This is a genomic window from Bacteriovorax sp. HI3, assembly GCF_059738875.1.
Genome location: NZ_AP026946.1, coordinates 728,836 through 745,638, shown reverse-complemented (window position 1 = coordinate 745,638; position 16,803 = coordinate 728,836). Strand labels below are relative to the sequence as shown.

Sequence of the window (16,803 nt, the reverse complement as noted above, 5' to 3'; positions counted from 1 at the left end):
AATTAAAAGGAAATATCATGAAAGAAATGTATCCGGAAATTGAACCCTATAACACAGGCTTTTTAAAAGTTTCTGATCTCCATACACTTTACTTTGAAGAAGCAGGAAACCCAAATGGAAAACCGGTTGTCTTCCTTCACGGAGGTCCAGGCGGAGGATTGATCGCCAATTACCGTCGTTACTTCGATCCAAAAAAATGGAGAATCGTTTTATTCGATCAAAGGGGTTGTGGAAAAAGCACTCCGTTTGCAGAACTAAAAGACAACACGACGTGGGACCTGGTTGCTGATATTGAAAAACTAAGAACTCACTTAAATATTTCAAAGTGGGCCGTTTTTGGTGGCTCATGGGGATCGACTCTCGCTCTTTCTTATTCAATCACTCATCCTGAAAAATGCTCAGAGCTTTTCCTGCGCGGGATTTTCCTCCTTCGCAAAAAAGAAATCGACTGGTTTTATCAGGAAGGATGCTCGAAGATCTTCCCTGATCTTTGGGAAGAGTATGTTAAACCTATTCCTGAAAATGAACGCCACGATTTTGTGACAGCTTATTACAAGCGCCTGACATCTCCGGATGCAGCTGTGAGAAAAGCGGCTGCTCATGCCTGGTCAGTCTGGGAAGGTTCAACCTCAAAACTTATGTACGATGCTGAAGCCGCTTCTCGTTTTGGTGATGATGAATTCGCTGACGCTTTTGCCCGTATCGAGTGCCACTACTTCACAAATAAAGGCTTCTTCACTGAAGACAACTTTCTTTTAAACAACGTCGATAAAATCAGAAAGATCAAAACAGTTATTGTTCAAGGACGCTACGATGTTGTCTGCCCGACAGACAGTGCCTGGGCCCTCCACCGTGCTTTCCCTGAAGCAGAACTACATATTATCGGTGATGCAGGCCACTCGCTTTCTGAAAAAGGAATCACGTCAAAACTTATCGAATACACAGATAAGTGGGCGTAAGACAAAAAAGGTAAAAAATGAAACTCAACTCACTTTCACTTCGAACAAATATGATCTTTGCCAGAAATGAAAGTGAGATCATTGAGCGAGAAAGCTATATTGTTGTTAAAACTCTAAGTAACCCCACTTTTCATTGGGGGAATTACCTTATTTTTAAAAAAGCTCCGGTTGATGGAGACATCGTCAACTGGATGAATATTTTCCAGCGCGAGTTTTCTCATTACAAAACTTTTAGGCATTATGTGTTTGCCTGGGATCAGAGTGCGGAACCCCAAAGCGTTGAGTATTTAAGCTACGGTTTTTCTTTGGAGAAATCAGTATCGCTGCAAACGACATCGGTTTTTCCTCCGAAACATTACAATCGTGATCTTAAAATCAGACTTCTCACCTCTTCTTCTGACTGGGATCAGGCCCTGGAGCTGCAAACGATTACCCGAGACCCCAAACACTCTTATGAGGATTTTAAAGAATTCAAACGTAAGCAGGATGAGTCTTATAAAAAGTTAATCAAAGATAACCGCGGTGGCCACTTTGGTGCTTTTAAGGGCGATCTTCTGATTGCTGATTTAGGAATTTATTTTGAAGGAGACCTGGCCCGCTATCAAAGTGTCGTCACTCATCAGGATCACCGGGGGATTGGTGCTTGTGGGACACTCGTTTATGAAAGTGGTAAATACGCTCTGGAGAACTGGGGAGTTAAAACTCTTTGCATGGAAGCGGACCCGGATTATCACGCGGCCAGAATTTATGAGTCCGTAGGATTTGCACCTAAAGAAAATTCTTATAGTCTATACTGGTATCAACCAACTTAAGGAAAGCCGATGAAGTATTTACTGCTCTTACTGTTATCTCTTCCCCTTTACGCCGCCGACGATCAGTGTGCTTATAACTTCACCGATGCAAAAAGCATCTTTGATCAAAATCCCAAGCTTTACTTAAGCATCACTCCAGTTAACAAAGATCAAAAAAACAAAATACTCACCCAGACAATCACAACTCATAAAGGAACAGTGATCACTTATAAAAAAGGGGGATGTGCTCATTACACCTTTTCTTTTCTCATTCGTCCCCGCAAACTAAACACAAAAAAACCTGAGCGCATTTTCATTCAAGCGCTAAGAGAATTAAGAGCTATTCCGGCAGCAGATAAGTCAGAAATCAATATTCTCAATGAAGCTTTGGATAGAACTAAATGGAAGAGCATCAAGTTTGAAAATGGTCAGTACAATCTTTCTTGTGGTGATGCTACCTGTGCCCTTAAGACGATTAAAGTTAAGGGCATCGAAAGCGATATGGAAATAAGCTACGATTTTGCCTTATAGATTATTGGCCTAAATAACGAGTGGGGATTTTCTCTTCCAGAACTTTCCCACTGTCACTTTTCACATAGTACGACGAAGCACTTGCCACCGAAGAGACCGACTCCACAAAAACTTCATTCTCAAAATAAACGGCAGCACTGTCATCACAGGCATAACCACTTTTAAGACCATTAAGAATCAAGTTGTGATAAGCGGGGCGTCTCTCTGCTTCCCCGTCAAAGTGCGGGCAGAATGAGCCTTTAAGCATGTTCATGCACGAAAGTTTTGTCAGGCTCCCCGGGATAGAATCCGTTACACCTTCTTCAAACCAGCAAAGACCGCCGGCCGAAAGTCCTCCAAGAACGACACCGTTGTTATAAGCTTCCCAAAGAATCTTATCCAGCCCCCACTCTTTCCACAAAGTCATCAGGTTTCGGGTGTTTCCTCCTCCGACATAAATAACATCTTTAGAAAGAACGTAATCGCGAAGAGAACCAACAGGTGCTTTAAAAAGTGAAAGATGTGAAGGCGTCACATCGTGGTCTTTCATGTAATCATAAAAACGATCAATGTATCCCTGAGCATCGCCACTGGCCGTGCCGATGAAACAAACATTTGGTTTCTGTTTTTCTGCCAAAGAAAAGAAGAATTGATCAAGCAGCAGGTTTCCCGGCTCCATTGAAAATCCTCCACCACCCATAGCAAGAATTTTTCTCGTCTTCATTATTTGTTCATTTGTAGTGAATAAATAACATCAAGGGCCACGCCTCCAAGAAGCGCTGACTCAGTTGAGCATTTATCGTTGAACTTGTATGAATCTACAAATGGTTCAGTGGCAGCAGTTTGAGTTTTGAGCTGCTTTGTTACCATATTGGCCGACATCACATTGTAGTTGATCATGGTTGCCAGAGCGTGTTTTTCAACCAGCTTTAGCTCGTTGCCAGCGATGGTTCCGACAATCGCTTCATCTGAGAGAAGATTTTTATTTTCATCGACCTTCAAACTCAACTCTTTACAACCGGAGTTGTAACCTTTGCAGTTTCCATTCCAGAAGATTTTATTTTCTACAACTTCAATTGAATAAGGGCCCCAGTAGTTTTGGTCTCTCCAAACAACACAGTTTGCATTTTTATTGATGCTGTCTACAGACGCACATGAAGCAAGTAACCCAAGCATAATAAACAGAAGAGATTTTTTCACAGGGATTCTCCTTAATATCTTTTAGAGTTCGACCTGAACTCCGACTTCCATTACACGCTTTCTAGGCAACTGGAAGAATGTTGTCGCATCCTGAGCGTTGGCCGTCATGAAAGCAAAAAGCTTTTCACGCCAGATGGCCATGCCTGGCTTCTCCGTAGCAAACAGCCTCTCTTTTCCAATAAAGTAAGTCGCTTCATTAGGGTTCAGGAGAATGTTTCCAATCTGCAGACCATCAAGCTCTTTAGGAATGTTTGGTCTCTCCATATACCCGTAGTGAACGAAGACCGTATAACAGCCATGTCCGATGCTGTTAACTTCCACACGTCTCGATTGAGGGACTTGTGGAATTTCTTCTGTGACCACTGAAAGGAAAATCAGGTGTTCATGAATTGATTTATAGTGCTCATAGCTTTGAATTAAAGCATACGGTGTATCTTTTAATCCGCTTGCCATGTAAATAGCAATTCCCGGATTTCTATAAGGTCTTTGCGTGTCGATCTTATCCAGGAAAAGACTTAGAGGAATAACTTCATCTCTGATTCTTTGAGCAAGAAGCTTTCTACCTTTTTTCCACGTCGTCATCATCACGAAGATGAAAACCCCGACAGCTAATGGAACCCATCCACCGTCGACAACTTTAAGCAGGTTAGCACCCCAGAATGAAAGGTCGATCACCAGGAAGAAACCACAGATAAGTCCTGCTTTCCATCTGCTCCATCTCCATTTTTGTCTTGCGACTAAGTAGAAGAGCACGGTCGTCACGCCCATCGTAGTGGTAACGGCAATCCCGTAGGCCGCAGCTAAATTACTTGATGTTTTAAAGAAGAAAACCAGAAGAATACACGCCACCATTAACATGCGGTTCATACTCTTCACGTAAATTTGTCCAAATTCTTTTTCTGAAGTGTGCTCAATCAGAACACGCGGAATGTACCCTAACTGCACCGCTTGCATTGTAATTGAGAAAACCCCGGTGATTAGAGCTTGAGACGCAATAACTGTTGAAAGTGTCGCCAGGATTACTAATGGGGTCAACATCCAACTCGGTGCCATTAAGAAGAACGGGTTTTTCGCAGCAAGTGGATTGTGAGTTAAAAGAGCACCTTGTCCAAAGTAATTTAAAACCAGACAAGGAAGCACAACTGCAAACCATGCACGTTGAATCGGCTGTCTTCCAAAGTGACCAAGGTCGGAGTAAAGAGCTTCACCACCCGTCACTACCAGAAATACAGATCCTAAAACTAAGAATCCATTCCATTGGTTTTCAGCAAAAAAGTGAAAAGCGTAATAAGGGTTCATCGCCATTAAAACAGATGGCTCCCTAACGATGTTGTAAATCCCTAACCCACCAAGAGTCAAAAACCAAAACAATGTTAATGGCCCAAAGATTTTTCCTACCGCATCTGTTCCGTATTTCTGTACGGAGAAAAGACCAATAAGAATCGCGATAGTAATAGGAATGATATAGGGAGAAAAAACCGGTGTGATAAGTTCAAGCCCTTCCACTGCAGATAAAACTGAGATCGAAGGCGTGATCATCCCGTCACCATAAAGTAGGGCCGTTCCAAAAAGACCTAAACGAATCAGGTTTTTTCTTTTCGTTGCATGCTTATCTGTTCTTGGAGTTACCAGCGCAGTAAGAGCAAGGATTCCTCCCTCCCCTTTATTGTCTGCTTTTAAAACGTAGCGAAGATATTTAAGAGAAATAACAATAATCAATGACCAGAAAATCAGTGAAAGAATGCCGAAGATGTTATCGTGAGTGATGCCAATGTTGTGGCCATGGTGAAATGATTCTTTAAGTGCGTAGAGTGGACTTGTTCCAATATCTCCGTACACAACACCTAATGCTGAGAGCGCCATTAAATACTTATAGCGCGTAGAAAGATTTTTTTCGTCCTGCCTAGCTGACACGGGCCACTCCCAGAAAAATACCAAATCCTAAAATAATGAATTAAAACCCATTTTATAAAATCTGGTATGAAATGTCGCTATTCCTTTTCAACAATAATGCACATAAATGTAGCCAGTTTGGAATATTTCCCAAACTTGTAAGGATCTAGTGTGCGAAGGGCATCTATCGGCTTTAGGTCTTCAACCTTAAGAATTTTAAACCCGGCCTTAATTAAAGGGTTAATCACCTCTTCAAAAGAACGATAGTAATCCGGCATAATGACAGGCTCTTCAGTAAACCCCTTCCACGAGGCTTCTACATATTGAACCCCAAAAGCAGATGTTGGTTTGTACCAATTCCAAGACCCAATTGGGTGTTGGATTGTGAAAACAAATTTCCCTTTTGGTTTTAGCAGTCGATAAAATTCGCTTAGAGGTACACTCCAATCTTCGATATAATCAATTGACAGACTCGCCACTACCATATCGAACTGCCCATCCTGCTCAATAGGAAGAGGCTTGGCCATATCAGCAACGAAGAAAGTTGCATTATCAGGCACGCGTTTTTTTGCCAGGTCAATCATCTTAGGGCTTACATCAAAACCCACAACCTTTGCCCCTTCATGCACTAAATACTCTGCTAAAATTCCCGGGCCACAGCCTGCTTCGAAAATTTTTTTCCCGCGCACATCCCCTACCGCTTTTCTCATCGCAGGTTGTTCAATGTAAGCGTTTTCCGCTTTCGCCGGAGCGATTTCAGAAAAAGCTTCCGCAAGTTTTTCGTAAGCTTCTAGAGCTATCGGTTTTTTAGTTTCAGTGTCACTCATGAGCAGGCCTTTATTTTAAAACGTTGAGTATATCTTTGAAGTACGCTGGCATTTCCGGACGCGGATACCACGCCAGGCAAATATCAGTTAAATCCAGGAATTTTCCGGGTTGTAAATCGACGAGGAGTTTACGATTAATCAGGTCACTTGCCAACTCTTGGGCCAGGACACTATAGCCTGCGCCATCGGCGATCATCGAGGCCAGGGCATCGGTGTTATTGACGTAGTGACGCGAGCTTTGAACATAGTCTTGAAGTTTATACTTCTCTAGGAAATCAAAGGTATATGTATCATTTTGGTCGAAATCAATGATGCTTTCATTTTGAAGAATGTCCTTAATCCCGCGCTTTTTCCAGGACTGTGGCCCTACCAAAATATAGCGCTCTGGTCTTAAAATCCGCGAGTCCATCTCCAGGGCGACATTCGGGCTGCGCACCAAAACAATTTGGGATGTTCCATTTTTTAGTTTATAGACCGCTGAGAGCTGGTCCATCAGGTCAAACTGCAAGCGTAAAAAAGGATATTTTTTGAGAAGCCCCGAGACATTGGGAATCACTCGCGAGCGCATTAAGCTCGAAGGCCCACTGATAGTCAGTGCGATTTCCTGTTGAGTGGATTCAAAAACCAATTGCCCTTCAAGCTCAACGGCACTCTGGCAATAGCGGTGCAAGGACTCACCTTCGGTAGTGAGCTTCATTCCAGAACGCGAACGGATAAAGAGCGTTGTCTGCAGCTCTTTTTCCAGCGCACGGATTCTCTGGGTCACACCTGTCTGGGTGAGCCCGATCTTTTTGGCGGCATCTTGAACGGTCTTTCGCTCAACAACGGCCATGAATGCAACTAAGTTAGGATGAAGTAAACTCATTTATATTCATATATAAATCATTATTATGAATTTATCAAATACATGATTAAAAGTTACATTGCCTCTACTTTCAAAAGGGGGTTAACAATGAAAGTACTAATGTCTTTTCTTTTTCTTTGCTTACTGTCTCTTAATACTTATGCCGTCGAGGCCACGCATGGCATGGTCCTTTTCGGCCAGGAGAAGCTAATGGCCTATCACCTGCCGATGTATCACAAAATCCACAACAAGCAGGTGGTTTTAGAATACTCTCTATCGGCAGAACTTAAAACAAAGCTTCTTTCACACATGACTGAAGGCCAGTTTTTAACTTTCGTTCCGGCACCTTTTGACCTGGAAGCTTTTTTACTTAAGCCTCACGCGCTGGTTGGCGACGTTTATGCCGGTCACTTTGAAAAAGAAGGTGTTGTGGTTATGGAGAATGTCACTTTGGACAATGTGAAAGTTCTCTACCAACGCACGCTTATTAAGCCTAATGCTCAGGCCAATCATTATCTTTTGTTTGGAACACCTTCTGACTTATATGAAGTGCACCTTTTAAACGGCGGACTACAAGTCGATCACATTCTCAAGGCCTCTGTGAATGCCAGTGATCGTGCGACGGTCAACTTAACAAATTATGCGATGAATACTTATTCACCAGTTATTAGTGAAGAGCTTTTAAATGACAAAGAGGAATCAAGCATTGAATTGTTTTATGAAGTCCCATGCCGTCGTAGACATTGTGATACTGTGACAAAAAAACTTAAAGTGACTGCCGAAAAAACCTATTTTAAAGACGATGTCATGTAATAAAAAAGGCCCGCTTCAAACGGGCCTTTTTTTATTTTAATGAGTTTTCTTTTGCACCAGAAACATCCCATCTCTAATCGGCATCAATGTCCCATAAAGATCAGGATTCCCAGCGATATAGTCATTCACCGCGCGGATGAACTCAGTGTTGCGGTCGCGCAGGTCACTGCCTGTCGACTCACTTCCCGGAAGAACTTGTCCACCCCATAAAACGTTGTCGATAACAATCATTCCATGCTCTGAAAGCATAGGCACAGTCAATTTCAGGTAATCAATATAGTTTCTTTTGTCTGCATCGATGAAAACAAAATCAAACTTTCCAGTTAACGTCGGAATGACTTCCAATCCAGGTCCAAGAATACTTTTAATCTTATGTCCGTGAGCTGATTTTCCCCAAAAGTCCTTAGCAAGATTCACTGTTTCCTGGTTAACATCGACAGTGATAATTTCAGATCCTTCCGGCATATTTTCGGCCATCGTCAGCGCCGAGTAGCCAGTGAAAGTCCCTAGCTCCAGAACTCGTTTTGCTTTAATTGAACGCAGAAGAAAACCAATGAAAGACGCTTCCATCTTTCCAATCAACATCCCTGCCCCATGGACGTTTGCCCTTGTATAGTCTTCGATCTTCAGGCAGTCCGTTCCCGGAATGTTACTTTTAGAGATACAGTATTCCTCAATTTTTTTATCGGTGATTTGCATATAAATTCCTTAGGTTTAGCCGCGTTTTGAGAAGAAAAAACCTTATTACAGGCCCCCTTAACATTAGCCTAAAAAGGGAGTAAGGTACAGCCCAAGGACATATATGAATATCGACGCACTTAATGAATGGCTCCCTCTTCCCGCTCCAGGTACACCGCTGGTTATTGCTGGCCCGTGTTCTGCTGAATCTGAAGAGCAGGTGCTAAGAACAGCTCATGCATTAAAAGAAATCCCTGCAGTAAAAGTTTTCCGCGCAGGAATCTGGAAGCCGAGAACGCGTCCAAATAACTTTGAAGGTCTGGGAGAGCTTGCCCTTCCATGGCTGGCAAAAGTAAAAAAGGAAACTGGTCTTTTAACAACAACTGAAGTGGCGACTGCAAAACACGTTGAACTGTGTTTAAAAGCAGGAATTGATATTTTATGGATTGGTGCTCGCACGACGGCCAACCCATTTTCTGTTCAGGAAATTGCCGACGCTCTCAAAGGCGTAGACATTCCTGTCATGGTAAAAAACCCAATCAACGCTGATCTACAATTATGGATTGGTGCTTTAGAAAGAATGAATCAAGCAGGGATTTCAAAACTCGTTGCTATTCACCGCGGGTTTTCTGTCGCTGAAAAATTAGAATTTAGAAATGATCCTCTTTGGAGAATCCCGATGGAACTGAAAGTAAAGTTCCCGGAGCTTCCTCTTCTTTGCGATCCTTCTCACATTACTGGAAAAAGAGACCTGGTTCAGAAAGTCTGCCAAAAAGCGATGGACTTGGATATGAATGGTCTAATCATCGAGACTCACCCAGATCCGGATAAAGCGTGGTCAGATGCTTCTCAACAGGTGACTCCAGAAAAACTTTTAAACATCATCTCGTCTCTTGCACTAAAGAGAGAATACTCTCAGGATAAAAACTATACTGAAGAGTTAAATGACCTGCGCGAACAAATCGACCGCCTGGATAATGAACTTATCCACACGCTGAAACTAAGACAGCAAGTGGTGGAAAAAATCGCGACTGCGAAAATCAACCAAAACATCACAGCTCTACAAAAAGGGCGTTTTGAAGAACTGATGAAAGACCGTTTAGTCTCAGCTGAAAAGATGGGGCTTTCTCCTGACTTCATTAAAGAAATCTTCGATTCTATCCACGAGCAATCAGTTCAAATCCAGACAGACCTTTTTGAAAAGAACAACAAGTAGTCATGAACTTTCTGCCTAAAGGCTTTATCGACATCATTACTGAAGACGGAACTCTCCAGTATTTCGAGCAGTATTCTGATATTAAAATCGACGACGTCATCGAAGGCATTAAATGGAGAAACGACTCCATCACTCTTTACGGAAAAACGTTTCCTCAACCTCGCCTCACCGCCTGGTATGGCGATCCGGGAGTAAAATACAGCTATTCTAACATCCACATGCAGGCCTTGCCCTGGACTCCTGTTCTTTTAAAACTCAAGACTCAGCTAGAGAATGATTTGAATGTGCGCTTTAATTCAGTCCTGGTGAACTACTACCGCGATGGAAACGATCACATGTCTTATCACTCTGACGATGAAAAAGAGCTGGGGCCTAATCCAACAATCGCCTCTTTGAGTTTTGGTGAAACCAGGTCTTTTCAATTAAAGCATAAATTCGACTTGGAGAAAAAAACCGTCATCATCCCTATCACGGATGGAAGTTTAGTCGTCATGAAAGATGAGCTCCAGCATTTCTGGCAGCATAAAATCTCCAAAACCAAAAAACTTATTGGCCCCAGAGTTAATCTGACATTTAGAATGATCTATTAACGACAAAATGTGTGATAATAATTGCCTTCAATTAGGGCACAATGATACTCGGCCTGTAGTTCGATTGACTCTTCGCTTTTATCGAGAACATTGTTGAGTTTGACGATATCTACTAACAGTTTTTGCACATCGTTTGCACTCAGTTTAATGAGCCCATGACTGATTCCCGTTACCGTGACATACGCACCGGCCATGGCCCTGAATCCCGGAGGGAAATAGGCCTTATAACTTCCAATAATAATTCCAATCACAATCAGTGAGCCTGCAATACTCTCAAATTTTAGATAAATGCTTTGTCCCTTTTTAGTGCGACGTAAATTGGTTTCAATATTTCCCAGATCGGAACGTTGCTTTTTCACCGTTAAGTATCTTTCTTCGAGTTTTGAGAGGGCCAGAGCACTGTCTTCGAGTAAAATATTTTCTACGCGCTCTGAAGAAAACGCAGTCTCTGTCACCATGGTCAGCGACAAACAAAGGCTCATGAATAAGTGAAAAATGGTTTTCTTCATTCCTCACTATCTTAAACTCTATTGATCTTCAGATGAGATGATCATGAAAAAAAACCAACCCTGTTCAAAAACAAGACAGTCTCATAAGTTCCCGATTTATCTCTCCTCAGCATTATTTTATGCAAATTAGTCGCATAAATTAATTGCAAATCAATCGCATAAAATATAGAAGTTCCAAAAACTGGAGGAACTATGAAAAACACTATCCTTGCTTTAGCCCTTCTGGCTTCGGCCAATGTTATGGCACATGTTGAATTTGTTGGAACAATTAAAGGTGGAACAGAACCTTGTTCTTTAGAGATCGAACAAACGTATTTTGAAAATAACTCAAATCGCCCGGAAGATTTCCGTGCCGAAGTTGTCGTTCATCTAGAAGCTGATGATCACAACCACCTAAAGCACAATGAAGAACACACTTTTATTATCAAACCTGGAGCAAATGCACTTGTTCTTAATGGAGTCGGAAGCAATCAAAAAGATCAGCTGAACGTTTTAAGACAAGATCAAAACAGCTTTATTCCTGTGAGTTTTGCTATGAAATGGCTTCACATCAATCACTACCACACAGTTCAATGCGTGAATCTAAAGCCAGCTCATGATTAATCTTTTCTTTATTTTTATTTCAAGTTTTCTTGCCTACGCTCACAACCTGGAAACAGATACGATTGTGGTCGTAGGCAAAAAAGAAACCTCTAAAGTCGACAAGTCCTCTGTAGTCAAAAAAGAAGTTCTTTCTAAGAATGAAATTCTACACAAGAACGCCACGAGTTTAGCTAAGGCCGTTGACTTAGAACCGGGAGTGCAGACGACCTTAACCTGTGCCAATTGTGGCTCACAACGAATTACCTTAAATGGACTGCGTGGCGAAAACACAACTGTTCTCATTGATGGAATTCCTGCCTTCTCTTCTGTCTCCTCTTTTTATGGAATGGAGGCGATCCCCATGGCGGGAGTGTCTTCACTGGAAATCATGAGAGGCGCGGGCGCTTCCTTAACGGCACCTGAATCTATCGGTGGGGCCATTAATATTGTTACCACTCCGGCCAATGAAAAACGTTTTATTTATCAGATCAAAGGCGGTAATCACCAATTTCTTAATCAGGAAGTCTTAGGAAGTTATGGAAACGCTAACGGCGGAACACTGATTGCCGCTCAATCAAATCTACTTGGTGCTTTTGATGAAGATAAAAACCATGTGGCCGAGTCTTCACGCCAATCTCAAAAATCTATCTTTATAAAACAAGAAAACCGCCTGAGTAATCAATTTAAATTCTCACTTCGCGGAGGTTATCAAGACCTAGAATTAATCGGTGGAGCAACCAGCGCTTACCGAGTCACCAAGTATCCTTCCGACATCGACACTCTCGATGATTTTGGAGCTGACCGCGATGTACGCAATCCCTACACCGGTGATCTAAGTAAAATTAGCGATCGCATCAGACTTAACCGTCTTGATACGGGAGGAAGTCTGACATTTTCACCTTCAAGTGAAATGGATATTAAAGCTTCATTTTCTCTGGCCAAACAAACACAGAAATCTATCTACTCTCACGGGTATGACTATAACAACGAAGACATGTTTCGTTTTTTTGATTTAAAAACAAACATTCTGCTCAATGATGCCCATTACCTCACAGTCGGTGTTGATCACCGCAATGAAGATATGCAATCAGACTCTGCTTATTTGTATGATCTGATGAACTATAAAAAAGACTCTTTCGCCTTTAAAACGATGGGAATGTACATCCAGGATGAATGGTACCTGACAGACAAAGATGAACTCAATCTCATCCTGCGAGTCGATCATTTAAAAGTTAATTGGCATGATCCACGTCTATTGCATACAAAACTCAACAAAACGGCGATTGCCCCAAGAATTCATTACAAACATTCGCACAATGACGAATACTCATCACGTATTGCCTATGGTGTAGGTTATCGCGCACCTCTTTCAATGTTTGAGTCTCAACACGGAACAAATGAAGAAGGTTTTGAACTCAACATTACTGAGCTTGAACGCGCTCACAACCTGACTTACACCTTAAATCGCTCGAGCGGAAACTCTGAATCCGCTTTTTCTTTTGCCTGGACGAGATTAGAGCACATGGCCTATGCAGATGAAGAGTCTTCACCTGTCTTGTTTCAAAACTCTTCCGAGGTCATGAATATTAAAACCCTTGGGCTTCTGCATATTCAAAAGATCACCCCGGACTGGAGCATGGAAGGAAGTTTTGACTGGTTTATCATGCCGGATAATTACAAGAGTAAACTTCCAACAGCGGCCCAGGAAACAAGGGCCCGCTTAATCTCTGATTTCCATTATGGGTCTCAAGAATTTGTGACTACTGTAAATGTGATTGGTCCGAGGAATTTATCTCCCTATGGTTACCAGAAAAATTACAACACTCTTATGGACGACCCCGATCCTATGAGCTTTGACAAAATCCCGGTGAACCGCAAAAAACAGCGCTCGCCTCTTTTTGCAACAGTTGATTTCTTTTACCAAAAGCAATTTCAAAAATTCAGCTGGATACTGGGAGTGAATAATTTACTTGATTACACTCAGACCAAAAAGGGTGAGTCTCCTCTTTCATGGAGAACCCATTTAAATCATGCCCATCTGGATAACCGCCATATTTGGGGACCAAATACCGGAAGGATTATTTACACTGGTTTAAAAATTGAGCTTTAAAGAATCGCAGGACACAACACCGGTAAAAGATTTTTTAGAATCTTTGCCGGTGATCCACATCATGGGAGTGACGCCTTTAAATTCATAAGCTGCGCGGGCAGCTGAATCCAAAAGGTAAGCTGAATAAGGAATTTTCTTTTTAGCCACTAAGCGCTTTAACTTGTCTTCACTTAGTTTAGATAGATTTTCCATCAGGACAATCACATCCCGATCAGCAACACAGTCTTTCATTTGATTAAGCTGATTCATGCAATGAGCACAGTTATCAGCAATAATGAGTTCATACTTGTGGGAAAAAGGCGTTACTTCCTCAACCTTTCCCGATTTAATTTCGAGTAAAGGCATGGCTTCGACAGAAAATGAAAGAAGAATTAAGCAAAGAAATTTCATGAGGACTTCATACACCAAACAACAAGCTTGGTCTATTCAGCTGGAGGATTTCTCATATTTCTACGGTTTAAAATGGTCTGAATCACCATGAAAACCCCCATGACGATAAAGAGCCCCGCCGTTTTAAAGAAGGCCCAAAGTGAAGTTGGAAACCACAGAGCTAGGACACCCATTAAAAGCCCATAACAGAAAAACAGGATGACCATGTTTCTTTCCATCGACAGGATAATATGATCCGGTGGCATTTTCCCATCCGGCCTCATCTCCATCATCATCTCTTTAAAAAAGCCCGAGCCTTTTCTAAGTTTTACCCACATGTAAACGGCCACGGCCCAAAGAGAAAATGTCGGTTGAAGTTTAAACCAGATTCCGTTTTCTTCCATCAGTGAAAAACCACCGAGGAAAACGACTAAGAAAAAGTTAAATCGTGAAAGCTGATGAATATGTCCGGTGAAGATCTTTTCAAAAAGAATTTCACCAATAGAAAGAGCAATACCACCCATTAAGGCGATTTTTACCGGATACTTCGTTTCCAGGTACCAATATAAGATGGCCGGAAGAAATGAAATAAGGAAAAAGTTATTGGACTTCTTTTTAGACTGCTGTTCCATTCACCAAGAATAATGCGAATTCGCTATAATTGGAAGAACTCTCTGATCTCTTCTGCTCTGTTATGAGCATCTTTATGGCCGATTTCCACTAGTTTTTGAGTGTAGGCCTTATCAAAGGCGATATAGCTTAAAAGATCTGCTCCACGGGCCTCTGTCGCACCAATACCGCTTAAGAGATAACGAAGCATTTTAGGAAAACGATGAAACTGATCTCCGGCCAGTTCACCCAAATCAACAGAAGGTTGAATAAGTAATGTCGGGATCTTTTTTAGCTGCCCGGGGTGAGAAGCAAGAGCATCTTCGCTAAGAAGAGAAACTGTTTTATTAATACGCTGAAGTCTCTCATAATCAAATTCGATAGCATCAAGAAAAAGAGAGTTAAATAAAACTCCCACGATATCAGCAAGGACAATATTGTTCATCTCTACTTGCTGATTGAGTTCTTTGACTTCCATCTCTTCTCTAAAATACCTCACTCCAATCGCCAGAAGTTTATCCGCGCCCAGGTGAATCGCCGGGCTCAAAGGGGCGTTGGACCTGATTCCTCCATCTCCGTAAAAACTATTTTTTATTCTTACCGGACGAAAAATGAAAGGAATCGCCGATGAAGCAAGAACATGCTCTAAACGCAAAGGTCCCTTTAAACCAATGCGTGCACTTCGCGCATAATCTTTGACTGACGGAGAATCAAAAAATGTCACGCTCGTGCCTGTTGCATAGCTCGTCGTCGAAACGGCGACACCATGAAGCTTGTTGTTGATAATATTTTTTTCAATTTGATCAAAGTCGATGCTCTCTTCTAAAAGATCGCGCAGTGGTGTTGAATCGAGCAAATGAGTGGACTCAGATCTTCCAAACATCCCGCCAAAGCTTAAGTCTTTTATCCAGCCGGCACTGAGTTTTCCCAATGAGGCAATGTCGGTTCTTAAAACATTCTCAGGGGTGAGTTCTTCCCAAATCCGGATAAGACTTTGAACCTGTTCATTAAAATTATTTTTTGCTGAAGCGAGATAAGCTGCATTGATAGCACCGGCAGAAATACCGGTGATTATTTGAAAAGGATCATCGCCCATTTTGTCGCCGACAATTTCAGTGATGCCTTTGAGTACGCCGGCCTGATAGGCTGCTCTTGCGCCCCCACCGCTTAAAACCAATCCGAATTTTGGATGAGACATGTGAACCCTCGACCAATGAGACTAAATCTAGTCTTTCGCCTTTAAGCGCTTCTGTCGAGGGTCATTGTGTTATGGCGTTATGACGCTTTCTTATTGCTGCTTTCTTTTTTAAGTTCGCAGTAATGAGAAAACTCTTTTCTGATATGCCCAGGGTCCAGGACTTCAACTCTGTCTCTCATTTTGTATAACCAATGAAAAACATCATCACACATTTCAAGCGTGGCGGCCCAAATCATGTCCCCTTCAGTGCTGGAGGTAACAAAAGGGTTGCCAAGAAAATGGTGCTCAGGAAGAAGATCCGATTGATCCTGGCTATAAATTTTTAGAACCAGTCTTTCTTCTTTGCCATTAATTAATCTTAGGTGTCCGATAAATTCGTTAACTTCAATCTGACTCAAATTCGGTTCATACATGAGGTCCAGATTTTCAACATCCTTGATGTCTTCAAGTCCGAAGTACACCAGTGTTTTATCGGAGATATTTTCTCCCACCACACACAGGACTCCGTCGAGATAAACCTGCCTATGTGGAAAAACGTCGCATTCTTTTTCTGTGAAAAATTTAACTTTCATGGATTTGCGACAGATAATATCGTAATCAATTTTCTTTTTTAACATTTCAAAGGAAGTGAACTCAACAGGAGTTCCTTTCGGAGCTTTATAAAGTGAAAATTGAGCATGGGCCAGTTGGGCCATTTTCATTTTATCTTGCACAATCTGCTGGAAATAAGCCGTTGCCTGGGAGTCCTTCGGCACCACCGCCTGAAGGGCCAGCCATTCGGCCAACGTAAATTCCATTTTAATTCTACATTGTTCTTTAAGCGGATAGATGTACTCTGCATCTCTGAAAGCGGCGACTTTAAAGCGCGCTAAAAATTCGCAATACGTCGTAAGAGTGTCTTCATCAATAGCGAGCGAAGAGCAAAACAACACAAGTTCTTTTTTCTCTTTGAGCTCTTCAAGCGACACTAAAAACTTCCAGAAACTGTTCTCTAAAATAATCTGCTGGTCCGACATCGATCTTCCTAAAAAATAGGGGTTTAAGAAATCATACCAATCTTGTCGGCTACTCCATTTTAGGGCTTAAACTTTTTCTTGATCAAAAA

At 41.9% G+C, this 16,803-nt stretch carries 19 protein-coding genes; 8 read left to right on the top strand and 11 right to left on the bottom strand.

Translation table 11 applies throughout. The features are described 5' to 3' along the window. Nucleotides 1-17 precede the first annotated feature (17 nt). The 3 genes from pip to AC6JA8_RS03520 are packed head-to-tail and all read left to right on the top strand — an operon-like array spanning nt 18 to nt 2,281. Nucleotides 18-959, top strand: a complete 942-nt coding sequence (pip, locus tag AC6JA8_RS03530) for a prolyl aminopeptidase (RefSeq protein ID WP_497975781.1) — start codon at nt 18-20, stop codon at nt 957-959. A gap of 17 nt (nt 960-976) precedes the next feature. Next, nucleotides 977-1,771: a GNAT family N-acetyltransferase gene (locus tag AC6JA8_RS03525; RefSeq protein ID WP_497975780.1), complete on the top strand. Its 795-nt coding sequence runs from the start codon at nt 977-979 to the stop codon at nt 1,769-1,771. A 9-nt stretch (nt 1,772-1,780) separates the two neighbouring features. Continuing rightward, nucleotides 1,781-2,281, top strand: a complete 501-nt coding sequence (locus AC6JA8_RS03520; protein WP_497975779.1) for a hypothetical protein — start codon at nt 1,781-1,783, stop codon at nt 2,279-2,281. 1 nt (nt 2,282) lies between these two features. Here AC6JA8_RS03520 and AC6JA8_RS03515 read toward each other — a convergent pair whose 3' ends face one another. From AC6JA8_RS03515 to AC6JA8_RS03495, 5 genes are all read right to left on the bottom strand, one after another. Then, nucleotides 2,283-2,984 carry a Type 1 glutamine amidotransferase-like domain-containing protein gene (locus AC6JA8_RS03515; protein WP_497975778.1) on the bottom strand — a complete coding sequence of 234 codons (702 nt, stop codon included), beginning with the start codon at nt 2,982-2,984 and terminating at the stop codon, nt 2,283-2,285. Beyond that, complete coding sequence (locus AC6JA8_RS03510; protein WP_497975777.1) at nt 2,984-3,460, bottom strand: hypothetical protein; 477 nt, start codon at nt 3,458-3,460, stop codon at nt 2,984-2,986. The genes AC6JA8_RS03515 and AC6JA8_RS03510 overlap by 1 nt, the downstream gene beginning before the upstream one ends. 21 nt (nt 3,461-3,481) lie before the next feature. Further along, nucleotides 3,482-5,374 (bottom strand): potassium transporter Kup, encoded by a 1,893-nt coding sequence (locus AC6JA8_RS03505; protein ID WP_497975776.1) that lies wholly within the window; start codon nt 5,372-5,374, stop codon nt 3,482-3,484. Nucleotides 5,375-5,451: 77 nt separating this feature from the next. Further along, nucleotides 5,452-6,180 (bottom strand): class I SAM-dependent methyltransferase, encoded by a 729-nt coding sequence (locus tag AC6JA8_RS03500; RefSeq protein ID WP_102242474.1) that lies wholly within the window; start codon nt 6,178-6,180, stop codon nt 5,452-5,454. 10 nt (nt 6,181-6,190) lie between these two features. Further along, a complete protein-coding gene (locus AC6JA8_RS03495; RefSeq protein WP_497975775.1) occupies nt 6,191-7,045 on the bottom strand; it encodes a LysR family transcriptional regulator in 855 nt (284 codons plus the stop codon). An 87-nt stretch (nt 7,046-7,132) separates the two neighbouring features. Here AC6JA8_RS03495 and AC6JA8_RS03490 point away from each other — a divergent pair, with 87 nt between their 5' ends. Beyond that, nucleotides 7,133-7,837, top strand: coding sequence for a hypothetical protein (locus AC6JA8_RS03490; protein ID WP_497975774.1), 705 nt, complete (start codon nt 7,133-7,135; stop codon nt 7,835-7,837). A gap of 36 nt (nt 7,838-7,873) precedes the next feature. Here AC6JA8_RS03490 and AC6JA8_RS03485 read toward each other — a convergent pair whose 3' ends face one another. Next, nucleotides 7,874-8,536, bottom strand: coding sequence for an O-methyltransferase (locus tag AC6JA8_RS03485; protein ID WP_102242471.1), 663 nt, complete (start codon nt 8,534-8,536; stop codon nt 7,874-7,876). 103 nt (nt 8,537-8,639) lie between these two features. Between AC6JA8_RS03485 and AC6JA8_RS03480 the strand changes: the two genes are divergently transcribed. Together AC6JA8_RS03480 and AC6JA8_RS03475 are read left to right on the top strand one after the other, a co-directional pair. Beyond that, nucleotides 8,640-9,731: a chorismate mutase gene (locus tag AC6JA8_RS03480; protein WP_497975773.1), complete on the top strand. Its 1,092-nt coding sequence runs from the start codon at nt 8,640-8,642 to the stop codon at nt 9,729-9,731. A gap of 2 nt (nt 9,732-9,733) precedes the next feature. Then, complete coding sequence (locus AC6JA8_RS03475) at nt 9,734-10,321, top strand: alpha-ketoglutarate-dependent dioxygenase AlkB family protein (RefSeq protein WP_497975772.1); 588 nt, start codon at nt 9,734-9,736, stop codon at nt 10,319-10,321. Here the strand turns inward: AC6JA8_RS03475 and AC6JA8_RS03470 are convergent. Continuing rightward, a complete protein-coding gene (locus AC6JA8_RS03470) occupies nt 10,318-10,830 on the bottom strand; it encodes a hypothetical protein (protein ID WP_497975771.1) in 513 nt (170 codons plus the stop codon). The genes AC6JA8_RS03475 and AC6JA8_RS03470 overlap by 4 nt on opposite strands. Before the next feature lie 192 nt (nt 10,831-11,022). Between AC6JA8_RS03470 and AC6JA8_RS03465 the strand changes: the two genes are divergently transcribed. Both AC6JA8_RS03465 and AC6JA8_RS03460 read left to right on the top strand, forming a co-directional pair. After that, the gene (locus AC6JA8_RS03465; protein WP_497975770.1) at nt 11,023-11,433 is read left to right on the top strand and encodes a hypothetical protein; all 411 of its coding nucleotides are present in this window, start codon (nt 11,023-11,025) and stop codon (nt 11,431-11,433) included. Further along, nucleotides 11,426-13,522 (top strand): TonB-dependent receptor plug domain-containing protein, encoded by a 2,097-nt coding sequence (locus tag AC6JA8_RS03460; RefSeq protein WP_497975769.1) that lies wholly within the window; start codon nt 11,426-11,428, stop codon nt 13,520-13,522. Before AC6JA8_RS03465 ends, AC6JA8_RS03460 begins: the two co-directional genes overlap by 8 nt. Here AC6JA8_RS03460 and AC6JA8_RS03455 read toward each other — a convergent pair. From AC6JA8_RS03455 to AC6JA8_RS03440, 4 genes are all read right to left on the bottom strand, one after another. Then, a complete protein-coding gene (locus AC6JA8_RS03455) occupies nt 13,505-13,912 on the bottom strand; it encodes a hypothetical protein (protein ID WP_497975768.1) in 408 nt (135 codons plus the stop codon). The two genes, AC6JA8_RS03460 and AC6JA8_RS03455, sit on opposite strands and share 18 nt — an antisense overlap. A gap of 32 nt (nt 13,913-13,944) precedes the next feature. Continuing rightward, a complete protein-coding gene (locus AC6JA8_RS03450) occupies nt 13,945-14,523 on the bottom strand; it encodes an inner membrane-spanning protein YciB (RefSeq protein WP_497975767.1) in 579 nt (192 codons plus the stop codon). A 23-nt stretch (nt 14,524-14,546) separates the two neighbouring features. Next, nucleotides 14,547-15,698: a patatin-like phospholipase family protein gene (locus AC6JA8_RS03445; protein ID WP_497975766.1), complete on the bottom strand. Its 1,152-nt coding sequence runs from the start codon at nt 15,696-15,698 to the stop codon at nt 14,547-14,549. Nucleotides 15,699-15,775: 77 nt separating this feature from the next. Beyond that, on the bottom strand, nt 15,776-16,714 hold the full coding sequence (locus AC6JA8_RS03440) for a WYL domain-containing protein (RefSeq protein ID WP_497975765.1): 939 nt from the start codon (nt 16,712-16,714) through the stop codon (nt 15,776-15,778). Nucleotides 16,715-16,803: the final 89 nt, after the last annotated feature.

Bases quoted from the DNA above. Each gene is read 5' to 3' on its own strand.
- pip (WP_497975781.1), top strand. From the start codon at position 18: ATGAAAGAAATGTATCCGGAAATTGAACCCTATAACACAGGCTTTTTA.
- AC6JA8_RS03525 (WP_497975780.1), top strand. From the start codon at position 977: ATGAAACTCAACTCACTTTCACTTCGAACAAATATGATCTTTGCCAGA.
- AC6JA8_RS03520 (WP_497975779.1), top strand. From the start codon at position 1,781: ATGAAGTATTTACTGCTCTTACTGTTATCTCTTCCCCTTTACGCCGCC.
- AC6JA8_RS03515 (WP_497975778.1), bottom strand. From the start codon at position 2,984: ATGAAGACGAGAAAAATTCTTGCTATGGGTGGTGGAGGATTTTCAATG.
- AC6JA8_RS03500 (WP_102242474.1), bottom strand. From the start codon at position 6,180: ATGAGTGACACTGAAACTAAAAAACCGATAGCTCTAGAAGCTTACGAA.
- AC6JA8_RS03495 (WP_497975775.1), bottom strand. From the start codon at position 7,045: ATGAGTTTACTTCATCCTAACTTAGTTGCATTCATGGCCGTTGTTGAG.
- AC6JA8_RS03490 (WP_497975774.1), top strand. From the start codon at position 7,133: ATGAAAGTACTAATGTCTTTTCTTTTTCTTTGCTTACTGTCTCTTAAT.
- AC6JA8_RS03485 (WP_102242471.1), bottom strand. From the start codon at position 8,536: ATGCAAATCACCGATAAAAAAATTGAGGAATACTGTATCTCTAAAAGT.
- AC6JA8_RS03480 (WP_497975773.1), top strand. From the start codon at position 8,640: ATGAATATCGACGCACTTAATGAATGGCTCCCTCTTCCCGCTCCAGGT.
- AC6JA8_RS03475 (WP_497975772.1), top strand. From the start codon at position 9,734: ATGAACTTTCTGCCTAAAGGCTTTATCGACATCATTACTGAAGACGGA.
- AC6JA8_RS03470 (WP_497975771.1), bottom strand. From the start codon at position 10,830: ATGAAGAAAACCATTTTTCACTTATTCATGAGCCTTTGTTTGTCGCTG.
- AC6JA8_RS03465 (WP_497975770.1), top strand. From the start codon at position 11,023: ATGAAAAACACTATCCTTGCTTTAGCCCTTCTGGCTTCGGCCAATGTT.
- AC6JA8_RS03460 (WP_497975769.1), top strand. From the start codon at position 11,426: ATGATTAATCTTTTCTTTATTTTTATTTCAAGTTTTCTTGCCTACGCT.
- AC6JA8_RS03455 (WP_497975768.1), bottom strand. From the start codon at position 13,912: ATGAAATTTCTTTGCTTAATTCTTCTTTCATTTTCTGTCGAAGCCATG.
- AC6JA8_RS03450 (WP_497975767.1), bottom strand. From the start codon at position 14,523: ATGGAACAGCAGTCTAAAAAGAAGTCCAATAACTTTTTCCTTATTTCA.
- AC6JA8_RS03445 (WP_497975766.1), bottom strand. From the start codon at position 15,698: ATGTCTCATCCAAAATTCGGATTGGTTTTAAGCGGTGGGGGCGCAAGA.
- AC6JA8_RS03440 (WP_497975765.1), bottom strand. From the start codon at position 16,714: ATGTCGGACCAGCAGATTATTTTAGAGAACAGTTTCTGGAAGTTTTTA.